General features: G+C 65.1%; 14 protein-coding genes and 1 tRNA gene. 11 read left to right on the top strand and 4 right to left on the bottom strand.

Annotated elements, in window-relative coordinates:
• Positions 1-459: 459 nt before the first annotated feature.
• Positions 460-536: transfer RNA gene (locus HBF26_RS14370), tRNA-Met, on the top strand.
• 724 nt (positions 537-1,260) lie between these two features.
• Here the strand turns inward: HBF26_RS14370 and HBF26_RS14365 are convergent.
• Complete coding sequence (locus tag HBF26_RS14365; RefSeq protein ID WP_167127864.1) at positions 1,261-1,482, bottom strand: hypothetical protein; 222 nt, start codon at positions 1,480-1,482, stop codon at positions 1,261-1,263.
• Here HBF26_RS14365 and HBF26_RS14360 point away from each other — a divergent pair.
• Entirely contained in the window at positions 1,481-2,125 is a 645-nt protein-coding gene (locus HBF26_RS14360) for a hypothetical protein (protein WP_167127861.1), read from the top strand. The genes HBF26_RS14365 and HBF26_RS14360 overlap by 2 nt on opposite strands.
• Positions 2,126-2,131: 6 nt before the next feature.
• Positions 2,132-2,482: a hypothetical protein gene (locus HBF26_RS14355; RefSeq protein ID WP_167127858.1), complete on the top strand. Its 351-nt coding sequence runs from the start codon at positions 2,132-2,134 to the stop codon at positions 2,480-2,482.
• Between the two features lie 471 nt (positions 2,483-2,953).
• Here the strand turns inward: HBF26_RS14355 and HBF26_RS14350 are convergent, their stop codons facing one another.
• On the bottom strand, positions 2,954-3,391 hold the full coding sequence (locus HBF26_RS14350) for a hypothetical protein (RefSeq protein ID WP_167127855.1): 438 nt from the start codon (positions 3,389-3,391) through the stop codon (positions 2,954-2,956).
• Positions 3,392-4,536: 1,145 nt separating this feature from the next.
• Here HBF26_RS14350 and HBF26_RS14345 point away from each other — a divergent pair.
• Positions 4,537-4,797: a hypothetical protein gene (locus HBF26_RS14345; protein ID WP_167127852.1), complete on the top strand. Its 261-nt coding sequence runs from the start codon at positions 4,537-4,539 to the stop codon at positions 4,795-4,797.
• A gap of 111 nt (positions 4,798-4,908) precedes the next feature.
• Entirely contained in the window at positions 4,909-5,370 is a 462-nt protein-coding gene (locus tag HBF26_RS14340; protein WP_167127849.1) for a YccF domain-containing protein, read from the top strand.
• A gap of 82 nt (positions 5,371-5,452) precedes the next feature.
• Here the strand turns inward: HBF26_RS14340 and HBF26_RS14335 are convergent, their stop codons facing one another.
• Positions 5,453-7,375 (bottom strand): glycoside hydrolase family 76 protein, encoded by a 1,923-nt coding sequence (locus HBF26_RS14335; protein ID WP_338039680.1) that lies wholly within the window; start codon positions 7,373-7,375, stop codon positions 5,453-5,455.
• Between the two features lie 264 nt (positions 7,376-7,639).
• Between HBF26_RS14335 and HBF26_RS14330 the strand changes: the two genes are divergently transcribed.
• The 3 genes from HBF26_RS14330 (at position 7,640) to HBF26_RS14320 (ending at position 12,048) form a co-directional block, all read left to right on the top strand.
• Positions 7,640-8,515: an AraC family transcriptional regulator gene (locus tag HBF26_RS14330; RefSeq protein ID WP_167127846.1), complete on the top strand. Its 876-nt coding sequence runs from the start codon at positions 7,640-7,642 to the stop codon at positions 8,513-8,515.
• 364 nt (positions 8,516-8,879) lie between these two features.
• A complete protein-coding gene (locus HBF26_RS14325) occupies positions 8,880-11,372 on the top strand; it encodes a protease pro-enzyme activation domain-containing protein (protein WP_167127843.1) in 2,493 nt (830 codons plus the stop codon).
• Between the two features lie 100 nt (positions 11,373-11,472).
• A complete protein-coding gene (locus HBF26_RS14320) occupies positions 11,473-12,048 on the top strand; it encodes a 2'-5' RNA ligase family protein (RefSeq protein ID WP_167127841.1) in 576 nt (191 codons plus the stop codon).
• Here HBF26_RS14320 and HBF26_RS14315 read toward each other — a convergent pair.
• Positions 11,993-12,631 (bottom strand): GIY-YIG nuclease family protein, encoded by a 639-nt coding sequence (locus HBF26_RS14315; RefSeq protein ID WP_167127838.1) that lies wholly within the window; start codon positions 12,629-12,631, stop codon positions 11,993-11,995. The genes HBF26_RS14320 and HBF26_RS14315 overlap by 56 nt on opposite strands.
• Before the next feature lie 362 nt (positions 12,632-12,993).
• Between HBF26_RS14315 and HBF26_RS14310 the strand changes: the two genes are divergently transcribed.
• The 3 genes from HBF26_RS14310 (at position 12,994) to infB (ending at position 18,064) form a co-directional block, all read left to right on the top strand.
• Positions 12,994-13,509: a ribosome maturation factor RimP gene (locus tag HBF26_RS14310; RefSeq protein WP_167023636.1), complete on the top strand. Its 516-nt coding sequence runs from the start codon at positions 12,994-12,996 to the stop codon at positions 13,507-13,509.
• Between the two features lie 42 nt (positions 13,510-13,551).
• Positions 13,552-15,066 carry a transcription termination factor NusA gene (gene nusA, locus HBF26_RS14305; protein ID WP_167127835.1) on the top strand — a complete coding sequence of 505 codons (1,515 nt, stop codon included), beginning with the start codon at positions 13,552-13,554 and terminating at the stop codon, positions 15,064-15,066.
• A gap of 133 nt (positions 15,067-15,199) precedes the next feature.
• On the top strand, positions 15,200-18,064 hold the full coding sequence (gene infB / locus HBF26_RS14300; RefSeq protein ID WP_167127832.1) for a translation initiation factor IF-2: 2,865 nt from the start codon (positions 15,200-15,202) through the stop codon (positions 18,062-18,064).
• Positions 18,065-18,164: the final 100 nt, after the last annotated feature.

Genomic DNA, 18,164 nt, shown 5'->3' with positions numbered 1-18,164 from the left:
CGTCGTTCCTTGCGAAAGGAGAGCCGCTGCGCGGCTCAGTGTCTTATGGCTGGCGCCGCGGCGGACCCGGGCGTCCGGGCGGGGGTTTCCGACTCGGCATCCTGCCTCGGCGGAAACGGCGGGCCGTCCTGGCCCGCCCCCTGCGGGCCTTTTCCGCCCGCACGCCCTCGACTCCAGACATCGCGGCGAGGGCGACGGCTACCGGCAACGGACGCCGGGGCGGCGGCGTGGTGTTTCTGTGGGAGCCGGCTATGCCGGCGATCCCGCGCCAGCGGGCACGCTTGCGACCCATCGCCGCTGAAGGCTCCACAGACGGCCGTTGTCATGGGCAACGGCAGGCCGGCATTATCGCGAGGCTTCACCTGCCGCTATGGCGGCGAGTGAAACGCTTTTTTTCACACGCACGTAAGAAAACTACTTGCAAGAATCCGGCCACCTCCATATACTTGCTGACTCTGATGCGGGGTGGAGCAGTCTGGCAGCTCGTCGGGCTCATAACCCGAAGGTCGTAGGTTCGAATCCTACCCCCGCTACCAGTTTCAAATTGAACGGCGCGATCTCACGTAGATCGCGCCGTTTTCTTTTGTGACGTGAACAGCCTTGCCGGTCAGCTCGCGCAGGGCCTTTCGCGCCCTTACCGTGTCGGCCACGGTCGATAGCTCGGCCACCAGCTTCCGCCACGTCTCCTTCACTCGGGGAGTATCTGCAAAGGCTGGAACCCTTCACAGCGGTCAGCGCGTCGCGCGCGGCCTCGGCGTGCGGTTGTTCCTCGTTGATATCCTGCAACCGCTCGACGCGCACGGTGGTCACTTCGAGCCATATGCGGGCGGCCCACCTCGGCATGTGGATGCTGGGGTGCCATTCGGTGACGGGTTCGCGCATGGGCAACCCCGGTGTTCCGCCGAACGGCCTACAGGTCTCGGTCGACCGGTAGAACACCGTCCTGTCGTCTCCCTCGGCCCGCCTCTCTCGCACCCAAAGCCGATCGCCGACTTCGCCGTGCGGGCACCTCGCCAGCAGTCCGCGTCCCGCAGGGTAGTTCCATAGCGCGCGGCGGTCGCGGCAGTGCCAGTCGTAGCCTGAAGTGTCCGAATGTCCGAACTCGGTCACCGGGCGAGGCTAGCGATACGGCTCATCACCCGCCGCGTCGCAGTCTTGCGGCCTTCGAGGATGGCGCGCACCATCGGCGCCGAGAATCGAATCGGTAGCTCACGCATGGCGATGGCACTTCTGCTCCGACCATTCAACTACGCCAGCTACCTATTGGGCCAGAAGTTGAACCTGGTCTTCGGTATCGTGATGGTCGCCCTGCTTCTCCTGGCCGGGGCTGGTTGGCTGGTTGACCGTTGGCGGACTCGTCATCAGCGGGGGAGACATGCCGCGCTGTATCGTGTGCGCACCCGGCAGAACCGAGAGCCGTAGACCGGACGTGTAATGCTGGGGCACCATCGGCGCATTGAAAAGGATGGGGAATTCACGCATGGGGATGCGGTCCGTATGGTCGTGGCTTGGTGGCTGCGTTTCGGGCGTGATTCTTTTCGCGTTCATCCTTTACCCGCCGCAGCCGAGCTGGGGATCGAGTGAGAAGTGGGGTGACATACCCACGTGGCTCAGTGCCCTCGCGACCCTTTTGGCCGTCGGGGTGGCCCTCTTTCTGCCGGAAGTGCAGGAGGCACGCCGCCGATCGACGAGGAGGGCGGTGGCGGCCCGCCTCTTCTACGATGACGCGGAGAGGCTCATCACCGTCACAGTGGGAATGGCAGGAAAGATCGCTCAGGCCGTCGAGAGAAGCGAAGACTCCGCGATTGAACTGGTCGCGTCCCAGGCTACCCAGCAGTCGCTCCTGGCGCTTGACGGGCTCGCAGCGGCCGCTGATGCATTCTCCGAGGACGATGCGTCGAAGATCGCGCATGCGATATCTGCGATGCGCGCGATTGATCGGCGTTTCGCGATCATCCGCCGATGGCGTGGTATGCGAGCTGACGATGACAGCATCCAGAACGACGTCGTGTCTCTTGGACGCACCAGTGTCCGCGAACTTGAAATCGCTGGAAAAGCTGTGGCGGAAGCAGCCTCCGTTCTGAGGGCGCATGGCGGTATTTCGATCGTCGATCGCGGCATGTGACAAGGGTTGTGGCGTATCGAGATCAAGGAAGCGGGGAAGGAGCGAATCAATCCCCAGAACGCAGCACTCTTCGGCGTTGCCTACCCGAAGCTCACGGAAGCCACCAGTTACACCGAAGAAGAGCTGCGCCACGAATTCTGCGGTGGCTTCTTCGGCTGGGAAGTCGTTGACATCCTCGGGGCTACGCGTAGCCGGCCGCGGCGCATGACCACCACGAACGAGCAGGGCGAACGTGCCGTGCTCTACACGAGCGACTTCGCTGCGCTCTGCGAGATGATGCAGCAGATCGGCGCTGAGGTTGGTATCGACGTCCCGAGCCCGGATCCCTTCCACGGCGAACAGAGGTGGACAGCATGAAGACGACAAAAGGGCTCCAGCGTCGGACGCCGCTTCGCCGTCAAGCGATCGGCCGTGTGGCGGCCATGGCACACGCCGATGGTGTGGCCGAGGCGGTGAACGTCCGTGCCCTCCCGAAGCGGAAGAATGCACTTAGCAAGTCAAAGCCCAAGATGACGTCATTGTAAGCCGGTGCAGGACGAGGGGGCACCATCCGTAAGCCCGGTGCATGCCTGTGCGACCTGAAGACGTGCACTCGCGCATATGCGCTGGCTCCTTGAATGCGCCGGCTTCAAGCCAATTGACCTGTAAGCTGTTTACGCCTGGACTGGCTGCAATCGGTGGACCGACTCTCCGGCCCCGGCCGAAACGGGGACCGTGCTGCTTACGAGGCTGAGAGGAACTTCCTTTGCCTGCGGGCACTGGTGCGCACGTTGGTACGCATGCTGGCCAAGGGGCTCATATCTGTAAAGGGCTTGGCGGCATGATCTTTCAAGCGTCGCACTTCAGCTTACCAGGCGTTGTGGCGGAAATGGCGTTGAACAAGTTGTCAATCGCTTCGATGTGGGTATCCATAGTGCCGGCGGGCGTAAGCGCCGCAATTACTAGCACCGATGCTGCTGTCGAAAGGAGAACGAATACCACTAGGACAGAGATGCCTTTTGCAGTTGATTTCAGGGAACTGCCAGGAGGCGCGAATCTGCGAGTCAGTGTCGTGCCGGCGATGTATGTGGCAATGCCAACCCAAAGGAGCGGACCCGCGGTCAGCGCGAGATTTGTTACGTCCTGCTTGAGGTATCCAAGTGTTCGGCCGCAACCGAAGAACTCGCGAGCAAATGAAAGGATACCAATAGCTACTACGACTTCCTTGAGCCAGTCAAAGGCAACTTTCGAGATGCGATCGCCTGAAGGCGCTGCGGTATCAGCCATGATCGTTCGTTCCGTGACATGTTTTAGACCTATCGGTCCATTCCAACGGAACTTTAGTTGTCGCCGGTGGATTGCACTGCCGAGGGCGGCCAAATGAATCACCCAGACCCAAGCCCGGCCTCACGCTGGGCTTTTGCGTTAGTGGATGGAAACGATAAGTCGCCATCGAATGTCTGCGCCGCTATGGTGCTGAGCGTGATTTTGCGGCGGAAGCGGGTTGCCTGCATTGCAGGCAACGTTCGCTCCGCAGGCTTCGCAGCGAAATATTCCACTGTAATTAGGTTGCTCGCCAGGCTTCCAGAGCTTGTCGAAAGCTTGATGTTGGCTTTGTTCCAGATAGCGATTGTACTTATATACCGCCATGATTCCCCCCTGTTGGCCCACATTGGCGGTCATAGGGTAGGGATTGCCGGCGTTCATCTTCCACTCGCCGAAAGACGTAGGATTTCACCTACACGTTCTCGGTGATGGCCGCCGGGGATAGATCACGTCGTCTTCGACTTCGCGGTGAGGTAGGGCGTTCGCACGGCGTCACCGAAGCTGCGGGAGAATCGTAGGCGCCGTGGCCGACAAGGCTACTGGTTCCGAGGCGCTCGCCGTCGTGCACGCCTTCGTTGCTACCGGGGCCGTCACCTTATATCCCCGAGAATGTCTGGCATCGAACCGTGCCGCGATCTGCCCATTGCTCTCCGCCGCTATCACTGCCGACGCCGTCGGCAGACACCCCGCTCATTAGGATCGGGCGCTGGCCGCGTCGCTTATGCGCGCCGAGTGCTGCACGCGACGCGCAACGAAGGGACGCCGCGGAGAAGGAGCATGCGCACGCGCTTTCGCCGCCCTGGAACGGGCGGTACGCGGGCGACGAGGCCGAGGGGCGCGAGGGCGCGAACGCGAAAGGGGCAAGCTACGCGATCAAGAGCGAACGCGGCGTTTGGCACGAACGAACGTGGCTCGTCCGAGGTACACGGTGCTTCGGGTGCGGGAAATATCGGATCGGCCCCCGCTACCAGCTTCAAATTGAGCGGCGCGATCTCACGTAGATCGCGCCGTTTTCTTTTGTGACGAACGTTCCGTGCGCCGGTCTTGCGGCCCTCGCCGTTGGCGAGCACCATCGCCTCGGGAAAAACATGGGGAGCGCTCACGCAATGGCGGAAATCGTCAAGGTCGGGGAACACTGGGCCGCGATTCAGACCGAACAAGCCACAGGTCAGCTTGATCGGTGGACGGCGGCATGGGCGGTCTATGCGACCCAGAAGGAGGCCGAGTCGGCGGCTCCGGGCGAACCGGTTCGTTGCCTTGTGTCGGGTGGTACGGCCACTTTCGACACGGAGGCCGGCGCCCGGGCGAGGGCCGAGCTGGACGCCACTCGCACCGCTGCCGTCCTCAGCGGAACCTATCGGGACTGACCGGGCCGCCATGGCATCTCGCCGGCGATCCATCGGACGGGGGGCCGACCGGCACATGTGGCGTGGACGCCGCAGCGTTAGGTTTCATCCAAGCCCAAAAAGGAACAAGGTATGCGCGCGATAGGAAACATCGTCTGGTTCGTCTTCGGTGGCCTGGTCATGGGCCTTGGCTGGTGGCTGGCGGGATTGCTCGCCATGATCACCATCGTCGGCATCCCCTGGGCGCGCTCCTGCTTCGTGATCGGCACGTTCGCCTTTTTCCCGTTCGGCAAGGAGGCCGTGGACCGCGAGGAGCTCTCGGGCCGCGGCGACATCGGCACCAGCATCTTCGGCACGGTCGGCAATATCATCTGGTTCGTCTTCGCCGGGATCTGGCTTGCCATCGGCCATGTCTGTTCCGCCGTTGCCTGCTGCCTGACGATCATCGGCATTCCCTTCGGCATCCAGCACCTGAAGCTGGCTGGCATCGCCCTCGCGCCCATCGGCAAGACCGTCGTCAGCTGCGACGTGGCCGAGGCGTCGCGCCGCTTCAACGCCGACGCGACGGTGCGGAGGATGCGCGGCGTCGCCTGACGCAGCATCCCGACGCGCGCGGAACCCGCCAGAGCGAAGCGCCTCCGTTCCCTTAAGAGGGAAGCGGAGGCGCCGCAGTGAGCTACTGCACGATGTTCGCCGTGACGTGATACACGCGGCCTCCCCAACCGTCGTTGGGGAAGCTGTCGGAGACCTTCAGGTATACCGGTTTCGCACCGTCGGCGCCGCTGCCCAGGTAGGGCGTGAGGTCGATGCTGCGGTCGGCCTTGTTCGAGCCGTCAGTGATCGGCCGGTCTTCCTTCAGTACGGTCGTCCAGTTCTCATTGTCTGAGCTGACCTGCACCACGAACTCGGCGTCGATGGTCAGGGTGACCTGTGCCGAGGTGGTATCGGCCGGGAAGGGAAAGCGATAGGTGAAGTGCGCGTTGCCGTCGGCGAAGCGATTCTGCACGCGATTGCTCTGCGAGTGGTCGGGGTCGAACAGCCACGGCAATTCGCCGGCCGTACCCGTGTCGAAGTCGACCGAGTGCGCCACCAGCACGTCTGCCTGCGCGGTGAAGCGCAAGCCTGCCGCGAAGGCGTTCGCGGTTACCGTGTGGTGTCCATCGGCGGCGGCAGTGGGTACGGTGATCCGCATCGGCACGCTGCGATAGACAGGCGCCGCGTTGCCGTGCGGCCGAAGGGTAACGAGGGCAGCGCGCGGTGAGGCGCTCCAACCCGCCGGTGCATCGGTGGAGACGAGCGTCACGAGCGGCAGGTATCCGGAGGCGGACAGGCCGAGTTCGCCGGGAATGGTCGCGTTGCCGGAGGCGGACGGCATGATCACCGGCTGCGCCGGGGACAGCGTGGCGGCCAGCGATGCGAACGGCGTGGGTAGCGGCACGTCGCCGATGAGCGCGCTCAACGCACTGGCCTGCGTGCGCCAGTCGAAGACGTTGGGATGGTCGTCGTTCGTGGCGCCGGCCCAGCGTGTGCCGAGGCGATTCGCGGCATCCCTGTCCCGGTTCCAGACAGTGTCGGCTTGCCGCTCGAGGAAGTCCGCATAGCGGCTGTCATGCGTGGTATCGACGAGGTCGGTCCAATAGCGCATGAAGATGCCCTTGAACTGCTTCCCGTTGTCGTCGCAGGTCTGGTCGTCGGCGTCGCAGGTTTCGGTCAGGGTGCCGTCGGTCACCAGGCCGCCGGGGCCGATCGAAGCGTCAGCGAGGCGCTTGACCGTGGCGAGAATCGCCGGATCCTTCGTGGCGCGCCACAACTCGAGGCCGCCGCCGATGGCGAGCCCCTGGTTGTAGGTCCACACGTTCTGGCCGTTGTTGGTGCAGGCGTTGGTCAGGCCGTCGTTGACGAGGTCGTTGGCATTGATCATGCCGCTGCCCTGGAACCACTGCCACGCCGTGCGGGAACGGCCCAACCAGAGCGTGTCGCCGGGGATCCTGTTATGCAGCTCCGCCGTGAGTCGGATCCACAAACCGTTGGTGATCGCGTTCTTGTAGGTGCGCTCGGCATCCCACCACACGCCACCGCCGCAGGTGCTGGTATCCCAATAGCCGTACACGTAGTTGGCGATGGTCACCGCCATGTCGAGGTACTTAGGGTCGTGGGTCAGGTCGTACGCCTGCAGCCAGGTGAGGCCCCACCACTCGGAATCGTCGATGGCCCGGCTGGTGAAATTGCCGAGCAGCGGATCGCCCGAAAGCACGCCCGCGGGGAAGGCACCCTTGTCTTTCTCGAAGGTGTTGTCCAACTGGCCGAGGTAGCGACGATCCCCCGTGCGTTGCATGTAATCGCCGATGGTCTGCAGCGCCACGGCGGAGTTCCACCAGCTGGAGGGGAACCAGGCCTTCTCCGGATCGTAGGAGCCCATGAGGACGTCGGCGGCCACGCGGGCCCGGGCCAGGGCGGTAGGGCCGTCGTTGTGCGGGTTGGCGACGGAGGGCGCCTCCGCCGCTCCCGTCAGCGGTGCGGCCAGGAGGACGAAGCCGGTCACTGCCAGCAGTGTCTTGAGTCGTGCGCGTAGTCCGGAAAACTCGATCTTCGGTTTCACGATGCGAGGTGCTCCTCAGGGCCCACGAAGGGAGAGCCTCGGCTCTCTGGCAGTGCGGCCGGACCGTGGGCGGTGATCCGGCACGATAACTGCTTGCGTGGGAAATTTAGACGTCTAAATACCTGAGCTTCCCCTGCAACCCATGGAGTGTTGCAGAGGAACGGCACGAATAGTGAGAACCCGGTCAACCCCGTGGCCCCGGAGGGGCCGATGTCCGCAAGATCGGTCATGCGCGGCACGCCACCCGCCCGGTACGCTCTACCCATGAACGATCCAGCCAACGAACGGTTCCGCCGTGTACTCGATCATGTGGACAGCCATCTGGACGGCGACCTGTCGCTGGATGTGCTTGCGCGCATAGCCGCCTACTCACCACACCATTTCCACCGGCGTTTCTCGGCGCTCGCCGGCATGCCGGTGCATCGCTACGTGCAGCTGTCGCGCTTCAAGCGTGCCGCCTGGCAAGCCGCCTTTCGTCCGTCGGTGTCGCTGACCGACGTCGCCCTGGACGCAGGTTACGAGAGCCCGGAAGCGTTCTCGCGCGCCTTCCGGCAGCGGCTTGGCCAATCGCCCGCGGCCTTCCGTGACGCGCCGGACTGGCGGGTCTGGGCCACCGCGTGGCGCGAACTCGATGAAGTAAGGAGATTCCATATGACCACGCGCTTTCGCCTCGACGATGTGCGCATCGTCGATTTTCCCGAAACACCGGTTGCCTGCCTCTCGCATGTGGGCCCGCCGGAGCGTATCGGGGAAAGCATTCGCCGTTTCATCGCCTGGCGCCGCGCCAGCGACCTTCCTCCCGCCAGGTATGCCACCTGGAACGTTCTCCACGACGACCCGGAAACGACGCCGCCCGAGCGCTATCGCCTCGACCTGTGCGTGACTTGCGAGTCGGTGGTTCCGAACGACGCGGGCGTCACGGCCGCGCGCCTCCCCGGCGGTCGCTGTGCCGTGCTGCGCCATGAGGGCCCCGACTCCCTGCTGGGCGACGCCATCCGCTTCCTCTACGGAGAGTGGCTGACGGAAAGTGGCGAGGAGCCGGGTGACGCACCACTGTTCCTCCGCCGTGTGGCGTTCTTTCCCGATGTGCCGGAACACGAGGCGGTGGTCGATATCTACCTGCCGCTAAGGCCTCACTGAAGCCGGGCGGCACCTGAGGTGCAGTAACTTGCGAACGCGTCGGCGCCGACGAAAGGCTCGTTACGCCGCGGAACCCTCGGCTGCCGATTTCGCGCTGTCATAATTTGCGTGTCGTGTCACGGACTTCGCGTTTTTCGCCGCGCGTTTCGTCTTTCCGAAAGCCTTGCGAAAGCTTGCCTTGCCATTGCTCGAAGCACAGGGGGAGCAAGTGGCGGAAAGGGTGGGGTGACGCAATTTCCTGCGATAGACGGAGCGGCCGGCAGCCATGCCGGTCGGGGAAGGGTGCCGCTCGATCCAGAACGCCTGCAGTGTCAGGGCTTCCGCCTTGGCGGAAGCAATTTACGGGCTAATGGAAGGATCACTCATGAAGATCGATGCTTTTGCTTCTGGGATCTCGCGCAAGACGGTGTTGACGGTGGCCATCGCGCTGGCGATGTCCTCCCTTTCCGCGCATGCGGAAGACAGTTGGGTGTCCACGCGCACCCAGGCCGCGATGCTACCCGTCGCGGGAACGCAGACGCTGGCCGCGTCGTCCACCACCGGTACGCCGGTGGCGTCGGGTTACGCGTTGAACATGACGGGCTCGCCGCGGATCGACGGTGCCGCGGTCACCGCGATGCCGGCGGACAAGCCGCTGCACGTGGCCGTCAGTCTGAAACTGCGCAATGCCGACGAACTGCAATCCTTCCTCTCGGCGGTCACGACCCCGGGCAACAAGCTCTATGGCAAGTTCCTCACGCCGGAGCAGTTCAAGGCCCGCTTCGCGCCCACGCAGGCGCAGGTGGACGCGGTGGTGGCGCACCTGAAGCAGGCGGGCTTCGGCAACATCGAGGTGGCGCCGAACAACCTGCTGATTTCGGCGGACGGCAATGTCGGCGCTGCCGCGAACGGCTTCCATACGTCGATCAAGCGGTTCACCGCGAAGGGCCGCGAATTCTTCGCGAACGATACGCCGGCCCTCGTGCCCGCCGCGTTGGGCGACTCCGTGCAGTCCGTGCTCGGCCTGCAGAACGTGTCGGTGAAACATCCGCTCAATCACGTGTACAAACCCGCGGACGTGACCGTGCCCGGGCCGAGCATGACCACGCAGGCGGCGGCAGCCGTCACCGCCCATCATCCGCAGGACTTCGCCGCCATCTACGGCGGCAGCAGCGTGCCGACGGCGAGCGGAACCACGGTCGGCATCATCACCTGGGGCTCGATCACGCAGACGGTGACCGACCTCAACAGCTTTACCGCGAGTGCCGGCCTGCCGACGGTCAGTTCGACGATCACGAAAGTGGGCAGCGGCACCTTCGCCAACGATCCCGATTCCAACGGCGAATGGTCGCTCGACAGCCAGGACATCGTGGGTATCGCCGGTGCGGTGCAGCGCCTGATCTTCTATACCTCGGCCAACGGCGATTCCAGTTCCAGCGGCATCACGAACGCCGGCATCACCGCCACGTTCAACCGCGCGGTCACCGACAATCAGGCGAAGCTGATCAATGTCTCGCTCGGCGAAGACGAGACGGCTGCCGAGCAGTCGGGCACGCAGGCGGCGGACGATGCGATCTTCCAGCAGGCGGTTGCGCAAGGGCAGACCTTCTCGGTGGCCGCCGGCGACGCGGGCGTGTACCAGTGGTCCTCCGACCCGGTGTCGGGTTCGCCGGGCTATGTGGCAAATTCCGCCGGTACGGTGAAGATCGACCTCACGCATTACTCGGTCAGTGAACCAGCGAGTTCGCCCTACGTGGTCCAGGTGGGCGGCACCACACTGTCCACCAGCGGCACCTCGTGGACTGGCGAAACCGTGTGGAACGAAGGCCTCTCGGCCATCGCGCCGAGCCAGGGCGACAACAACCAGCGTCTGTGGGCCACAGGAGGCGGCACGAGCTTGTACGAAACCGCGCCTTCGTGGCAGTCGTCGGTGACCAGTTCGACGAAGCGCGTGGGTCCGGACGTGTCGTTCGACGCCGCGTCGTCGTCGGGTGCGCTCATCGTCGTCAACGGGCAGACGGAGCAGGTGGGCGGAACCAGCCTGGCGTCGCCGCTGTTCGTCGGCGCCTTCGCGCGCATCGAGTCGGCGGCCAACAACGCCATCGGCTTCCCTGCGTCGAAGTTCTACCAGACGTTCCCCAGCCAGACGTCGCTGCTGCACGACGTGACCTCCGGCAACAACGGTTATCAGGGGCATGGCTATACCGCGTCCACCGGCTTCGATGAAGCCACCGGCTTCGGCAGCTTCAACATCGACGCGCTCAATACCTACGCGCAGGCGAACTGGGTGAGCGGCGGTAGTGGTGGAAACACGCCGCCCGTGGCCAACTTCAGCTTTACCACCAGCGGGCTCACTGCGACCTTCACCGACAGTTCCTCGGACAGCGACGGCAGCATCGCGTCACACTCCTGGAACTTCGGCGACGGCGCCACGTCCACCGCCACGAACCCGAGCCACACCTACGCGTCCGCCGGTACCTATTCGGTGAGCGAGACGGTGACGGACAACGGCGGCTCCAGCACCACGAAGACCTCGTCCGTCACGGTGGGCTCGTCCGGCGGCGGCAACGTGCTGCAGAACGGCGTGGCGGTCACCGGTCTCTCGGCGGCCAAGAACGGGAAGCTGAACTACACCGTGGTGGTTCCGTCTGGTGCGACGAACCTGAAGATTGCCATTTCCGGGGGCACCGGCGATGCCGACCTGTACGTCAAGTTCGGGTCGGCTCCCACGACCTCGTCGTACGACTGCCGTCCGTACGTCACGGGTAACTCGGAAAGCTGCACGGCTGCGTCGCCCTCGGCTGGCACCTACTACGTGATGCTCAACGCGTACGCGGCGTTCTCGGGCGTGACGTTGAAGGCGAGCTGGACGAACTGAGCCTGAAGGGAACGACGGGCACCGGCCACGGAGGCCGGTGCCCGTATCCGCAAGAGCCGATCTTTAGCCGGATGCGGCGCCGAGGTATAAGCTGTTCGGCATGAGCCGCACTTTGCTGGCACTCATGGTTCCGGAGGCCGAGCCCCTCATCGGCGACCTTCGCGCGCGCCTCGATCCCGCCGCGAAGCTCGGTCTCGCCGCGCACATCACCCTGGTTTATCCGTTCCTCGACAGCGAGCGCATCACGCCGGCCGTCGAGGAGAGGCTGCGCACGGTCGCCGCGGCCCGCCAGCCGCTGGCCTTCCATCTGGATGCGGTGCGCATGTTTCCCTCGACGGTATGGCTGGCGCCGTCGCCGTCCGCCGCCATCGGGGCACTGGCCGCCGCGTTGCAGCTGGCATTCCCGGAACGCCCCCGCCGGGATCGCGAGTTTCCAGAATACATTCCCCATGTTTCCGTGGCGCGCGACGTGCGCCGCGATCGCGAGGCCATCGCCGCGGCCCTCGAAGAGCGCCTGCATGCGAATGGCCCCGTCCCCTGCTTGGCTGGGCAGGTCCATGTGATGGAGCGCGCGCCGGACGGCTGGAAAACGCGACTGGTCGTGACGCTGGGCGGCGCCCCTACCGATGCTGGGGAAACAGGCGGCGGTGCTCGCCGTGGTCGAACCATTCGTTGACCGACGAGGGCACGAAGGCTCGCACGTCGATGCCGGCGGCTTCGAACATGTCCCAGGTGTCGAGCAGGGCGCGGCGGAGCGTGTCCGCGCCCGGGTCGTCGGGGGCGTTGGCGCGGGCCCAGTCGAGCGTGTCCACGATGCGGGCGGACCAGTCGTGCAGGAGGTCGGCCCGGGCCATGAGGTGGCCGCGCAGCCAGGGCCGCAGCCCTTCCTGAAGGGGTAGGGCTTCCTCTTCCGCCGTGCGTCTCATCAGGGCCGCGACTTGCGTATGGGCGCCGCGATACCACTCGGTATGGCCGCCCGCCACGGCCCGCACCGCGAGCGGCGCCGTGGCGCGATGGTCGCGGAACGCCTCGATCAGCCGTCGCTCGATCCGTCGCGCGGCGGCAACGCGCTCCGCGTCCAGCAGCAGGCCGCGGTCCAGGTCGAAAAAGTCGTGGAAACGGCGGTGCAGGGTGCTGAACCGGGTGAACGGGTCGCGCGAGAAGCCGAGTTTCAGCAGGTCCTCGTCCCGGCAGGGCAACACATAGACGAAGGCGCGGCCCTGGGACGCGAATCGGGGATAGGGCGCCTCGTCGGTCATACCGGCAGTATTCGGCACTCGTGCGTGTGGTGAGGCTCTGGATTCCCGTGTGCGCGGGAATGACGGGCCTCCGTGAACTTGCATGAAGCCACACAATTACGATAGAATCCGTGAATCTTAAGCGGTGTTCGCGACGGTCAAGGCCTTTCGCCCCTATCGCTTCAGGAACTTTCTTTTTACAAGAAAGCCTCCTCGTGAGGCTTTTTTGTTGGGCGCATGGAGGCGCCTTGCGACACTCTGTGAGCGCCGTCAAGGCATCGCGTAAGGGCGCTGGAGGAAAGTGTCGGATACATCGGCGACGTAAAGGAATGGGCCGTTCGCGCCCTTTTTTTGTTTCTGGCGACCGGAAAACCGCAGGCAACGTGGATACCAACGCACTTTCACAACGATTCTCCGACATCGTGGCCGACCTCGGCCTCGAAGTGCTGGGCATCGAGTTCCTTCCGTCCGGCGGGCAGAGCACCCTTCGCGTCTATCTCGACGTGTCCGGTGGCGAGCGCGAGGTCACGGTCGACGACTGCGAGGCCGCGAGCCGCGAGTTTTCGGCCTACCTCGACGTTGAAGATCCGATCCCCGGCAACTATGTACTGGAAGTCTCCTCTCCCGGTATCGACCGCCCCCTGTTCACGGCGGCGCAATTCGCGCGCGTGAGCGGTCAGGAGGTCAAGGTGCTGCTGAAGGCCCCCATCGAGGGTCGCCGGCGCCTCAAGGGCAACGTCGTTGAAGTAAACGGCGAGCACATTGTGGTCGAGGGCGAGGCCGGCAGATTCGAATTCGAGCATGCGGACGTCGAAAGCGCCCGCGTGGTTCCCGACTGGGTGGCCCTCGGCTATGCGCCGCAGCCGAAGCCCACGCCGGGCGGCAAGAAATCCAAATAACGCAACGACGGGATGCGGGGCATCCTTACGGGAGTAGCGGCAATGAGCAAAGAACTTTTGCTGGTAGTCGACGCGGTCGCCAACGAGAAGGGCGTGCCGCGCGAAGTCATTTTTGAAGCCATGGAAGCGGCGTTGGCCTCGGCCGCCAAGAAGCGCTACCCCGACGAGGATCCGGACATCCGGGTCGAGATCGACCGCAATTCCGGCGATTACGAAACCTTCCGTCGCTGGGAAATCATCGCGGACGACGGCGAGATGGAGGACCCGTCCTTCCAGATCCGCCTGATGGACGCGCAGGACGAAGCGGGCGAGGGCGAAGTGGCCGAGGTCGGTGGCTGGATCGAGCACCAGATCGAGAACGCCGAATTCGGTCGCATCGCCGCCCAGGCCGCGAAGCAGGTCATCGTCCAGCGCGTGCGCGAAGCCGAGCGGCAGCAGGTGGTCGACGCCTTCCGCGACCGCGTGGGCGAACTGGTCACCGGTATCGTGAAGCGCGTGGAGCGCGGCAACGTGTATCTCGACCTGGGCAGCAACGCCGAGGCCTTCATTCCGCGCGACAAGACCATTCCCCGCGAATCGGCCCGCGTGGGCGATCGCGTGCGCGGCTACCTTTACGAGGTCAAGTCGGAAATCCGCGGTCCGCAGCTGTTCGTTTCGCGCAGCGCGCCGGAATTCATGATCGAACTGTTCAAGCTCGAAGTGCCGGAAGTCGGCCAGGGCCTGGTGGAAATCAAGGGCTGCGCCCGCGATCCGGGCGACCGCGCCAAGATCGCCGTGGTGGCCCACGACAGCCGCACCGATCCCATCGGTGCGTGCATCGGCATGCGCGGTTCGCGCGTGCAGGCGGTGTCGAACGAACTCAATGGCGAGCGCGTCGACATCATCCTGTGGCACGAGAACCAGGCCCAGTACGTCATCAACGCGATGGCGCCGGCCGAAGTGCAGTCGATCATCATGGATGAGGAAAAGCACTCGATGGACATCGCGGTGGCCGAGGACAAGCTGTCCCAGGCCATCGGCCGCGGCGGCCAGAACGTGCGCCTGGCCAGCAAGCTCACCGGCTGGCAGCTCAACGTGATGACGCAGGACCAGGTCACCGCGAAGTCGGAAGCGGAGCAGCAGGCTGCGCTCACCCTGTTCATGGAGCGACTGGAAGTCGACCAGGAAATCGCCGGCATCCTGGTCCAGGAGGGTTTCTCCTCCGTCGAGGAAATCGCGTACGTGCCCAGCGCCGAGCTGCTGGCGATCGAAGGCTTCGACGAGGACATCGTCGAGGAACTTCGCGCTCGCGCCCGCGACGCACTGCTTACCGAGGCCCTGGCGGTCGAGGAAGGTATCGATGAAAACGGCCCTTCCGCCGAGTTGCTCGAGCTGGAAGGCATGGACGAACCCACCGCCTTCGCGCTCGCCGAGCGCAACGTGAAGACGCTCGACGACCTGGGCGACCTGGCCGTCGACGAGCTGATCGATATCGAAGGCATGACCGAGGAACGCGCATCGCGGCTGATCATGGCCGCGCGCGCTCCGATGATCGCCCGACTGGAGAAGGGCGGCTAAGCGCGAGTCCGGAAGCGCCCTGGAGGGGCGCCCCGAGGGAGGCCGCGAGGCTTCCCCCCAGGGATGGAGGCAGCCGTACGGGTCATCGACGGCACGTAAGGTTACGCGCGGGAACGGCGGAGAATAAAGAACGATGTCGGACGTCACTATCAAACAACTGGCCCAGGTCCTGGAGATGCCAGTCGAGAAGCTCCTCGGGCAGCTCGACCAGGCCGGGATGAAATTCAACAACGCGGATCAGGTCATCAGCAGCACCGAAAAGGTGAAGCTGCTCGGTTTCCTGCGTCGCACGCACGGCAAGAACGAGCCCGCGCCCGAAGCGGACGACTCGGCTCCGCGCCAGATCACCCTGAAGCGCCGCACGGTCGGCGAGCTGAAGGTGAACACGGGTAGCGGCCGTGGCGCCGGTCCGGCCAAGACGGTGAACGTCGAGGTCCGGGCGAAGCGCACGTACGTGAAGCGCAGTGCGATCGCCGAAGAGGCCTCGCACGACACCGAGCGTGAGGAAGCCGCGCGCAAGCTCGCCGAATCGCAGGCGCAGCGCGAGCACGAGGAAGCCCAGCGCCGCGAGGAGGCCGAGCGCCGCCGCGAGGCCGAGGAAGCCCGTCAACTCGCCGAAGCCGAAGCCCGTCGCCAGGAAGAGGCCGCTGCCGAAGCGCGCCGCCAGGCGGAAGAGGCCGCGGCTGAGCGCGCTCGCGCCGAGGAAAGCCGTGCCGAAGCCGCCACGGCCGCCGCCGAAGCCCAGCCGGAAGCTCCTCCGGCCACGGCGGGCGACGACGGTGTCGGCCACCAGACGGCGAAGCTCGATACCCGCTCGCTCGGCATGATCCTTCCGCGCATCCACGAGCCGCGGAAGCGCGAGCGCGTAGTGTCCAAGCCTGCTCCGGCACCCGCCCCGGCTCCGGCCCCGGCACCCGCGGCGTCCACGCCGGCGGCGCGTCCGGCCGCTGCGTCGGGTGGTGCCCGTCCGGCCCCGGCGTCCGCTCCCTCCACGAACGACGCCCGCGGCGCGGCGCGTCCGAAGCATGGCGGTGGCGCCGGCGGCGGTCGTAATGGCGACCGCGAGCCGGGCGGCAAGCGCTTTGCCGCCGGCGAACTGCACTTGTCGGATGCCGACCGTGCGCGTCGCTCCAGCGGCAACCGTCGCGGAGGCGGCAAGGTCAAGGGCCGTTCCGAGGCCCCGCGCGGCGCCACGCCGTCGGGTCCGCACGGCTTCACGCGTCCCACCGCCGCGGTGGTGCGCGACGTGGTGATCGGCGACAACAACCTCGTTACCGAACTGGCCCAGAAGATGGCCGTGAAGGGCGCCGAGGTAGTGAAGGCGCTGTTCAAGATGGGCGTCATGGCCACGATCAACCAGACGATCGACCATGACACCGCCGCGCTGGTGGTCGAGGAACTGGGCCACAACCCGGTTCGCGCCACCGACAACGACGCGGAGGCCGCGCTGGCCACGCACACCCAGAACGTGGAACTGGAGGGCGAGAAGATCCAGCGTCCGCCGGTCGTCACGATCATGGGCCATGTCGACCACGGCAAGACCTCGCTGCTCGACTACATCCGTCGCACCAAGGTCGCCTCGGGCGAAGCGGGCGGCATCACGCAGCACATCGGCGCCTACCACGTCGAAACCAGCCGCGGTGTCATCACCTTCCTCGACACCCCGGGCCATGCCGCGTTCACGTCGATGCGCGCCCGCGGCGCCCAGTCCACCGATATCGTGGTGCTGGTGGTCGCGGCCGACGACGGCGTCATGCCTCAGACCATCGAGGCGGTGAAGCACGCGCGTGCCGCGAAGGTGCCGCTCATCGTCGCCGTCAACAAGATGGACAAGTCCGACGCCAATCCGGACAACGTGAAGCAGGGCCTCGCCAACCTCGAGGTCATTCCCGAAGACTGGGGTGGCGACACGCAGTTCGTGCCCGTGTCCGCGAAGACGGGCGACGGCGTGGACGCGCTGCTCGACGCCATCTCGATCCAGGCGGAAGTGATGGAACTCAAGGCGGTGGCCGACGGCCGCGCCTCGGGTGTCGTCATCGAATCCAGCCTCGATCGCGGCCGCGGTCCGGTGGCCACGGTGCTGGTGCAGCAGGGCACGCTGAAGAAGGGCGACTTCGTCGTCTGCGGTGTGGAATACGGCCGCATGCGCGCGCTCGTTGACGAAACCGGCAAGCAGGTGAACGAGGCGGGTCCGTCCATTCCGGTGCAGGTGCTGGGTCTGTCCGGTGTGCCGGAATCGGGTGACGACTTCGTGGCCGTCGAGGACGAGCGTCTCGCTCGCCAGGTGGCGGCGGAACGTCAGCAGAAGCGTCGCGAGAACCGCCTGGTCAGCAAGTCCAACCGCCTGGAAGACATCATGGCCCAGATGGGCCAGGGCGAAGGTCAGCAGACCCTGAACATCCTGGTGAAGGCCGATGTGCAGGGTTCGGTGGAGGCGCTGCGCGAATCGCTTACCCAGATCGGCAACGACCTGGTGAAGGTGAACGTGATCTCGTCCGGCGTGGGCGGCATCACCGAGTCGGAAGCGACGCTGGCGGCGGCCTCGAAGGCGCTGATCATCGGCTTCAACGTCCGTGCCGATGCCTCGGCGCGCAAGGTCATCGACACGAACGGTCTCGACGTCCGTTACTTCTCGATCATCTACGACGTCATCGATCAGGTGAAGCAGGCGGCATCCGGCCTCCTCGGCATGGAGATCCGCGAGGAGATCATCGGTATCGCGCAGGTGCGCGATGTCTTCCGCTCGTCGAAGTTCGGCGCGGTGGCGGGCTGCATGGTCACCGAGGGTGTGGTCAAGCGCTCCAAGCCGATCCGCGTGCTCCGCGACAACGTGGTGGTGTTCCAGGGCGAACTGGAATCGCTGCGCCGCTTCAAGGAACTCGTGGACGAAGTGCGCAACGGCATGGAATGCGGTATCGCCGTGAAGCAGTACAACGACGTGAAGGTCGGCGACCAGATCGAGTGCTTCGAGCGCATCGAAGTGGCAAGAACTCTGTGAACCGTGAACCGTGAACAGTGAACAGTGAACAGTGAACAGTGAACAGTGAACCGTAAGTAGGAGCCTCGGTCGTCAAGGCGACGACGGCAGCTCACGGTTC

It is taken from the genome of Luteibacter jiangsuensis (assembly GCF_011742555.1).
In the GTDB taxonomy this organism is placed as follows: Bacteria; Pseudomonadota; Gammaproteobacteria; order Xanthomonadales; family Rhodanobacteraceae; genus Luteibacter; species Luteibacter jiangsuensis.
This window is presented reverse-complemented; position numbering and strand designations above follow the sequence as displayed.

Coding starts and splice junctions, on each gene's coding strand:
- HBF26_RS14360 (WP_167127861.1), top strand. CDS start 1,481: ATGGGGATGCGGTCCGTATGGTCGTGGCTTGGTGGCTGCGTTTCGGGC.
- HBF26_RS14365 (WP_167127864.1), bottom strand. CDS start 1,482: ATGCGTGAATTCCCCATCCTTTTCAATGCGCCGATGGTGCCCCAGCAT.
- HBF26_RS14350 (WP_167127855.1), bottom strand. CDS start 3,391: ATGGCTGATACCGCAGCGCCTTCAGGCGATCGCATCTCGAAAGTTGCC.
- HBF26_RS14345 (WP_167127852.1), top strand. CDS start 4,537: ATGGCGGAAATCGTCAAGGTCGGGGAACACTGGGCCGCGATTCAGACC.
- HBF26_RS14340 (WP_167127849.1), top strand. CDS start 4,909: ATGCGCGCGATAGGAAACATCGTCTGGTTCGTCTTCGGTGGCCTGGTC.
- HBF26_RS14330 (WP_167127846.1), top strand. CDS start 7,640: ATGAACGATCCAGCCAACGAACGGTTCCGCCGTGTACTCGATCATGTG.
- HBF26_RS14325 (WP_167127843.1), top strand. CDS start 8,880: ATGAAGATCGATGCTTTTGCTTCTGGGATCTCGCGCAAGACGGTGTTG.
- HBF26_RS14320 (WP_167127841.1), top strand. CDS start 11,473: ATGAGCCGCACTTTGCTGGCACTCATGGTTCCGGAGGCCGAGCCCCTC.
- HBF26_RS14315 (WP_167127838.1), bottom strand. CDS start 12,631: ATGACCGACGAGGCGCCCTATCCCCGATTCGCGTCCCAGGGCCGCGCC.
- nusA (WP_167127835.1), top strand. CDS start 13,552: ATGAGCAAAGAACTTTTGCTGGTAGTCGACGCGGTCGCCAACGAGAAG.
- infB (WP_167127832.1), top strand. CDS start 15,200: ATGTCGGACGTCACTATCAAACAACTGGCCCAGGTCCTGGAGATGCCA.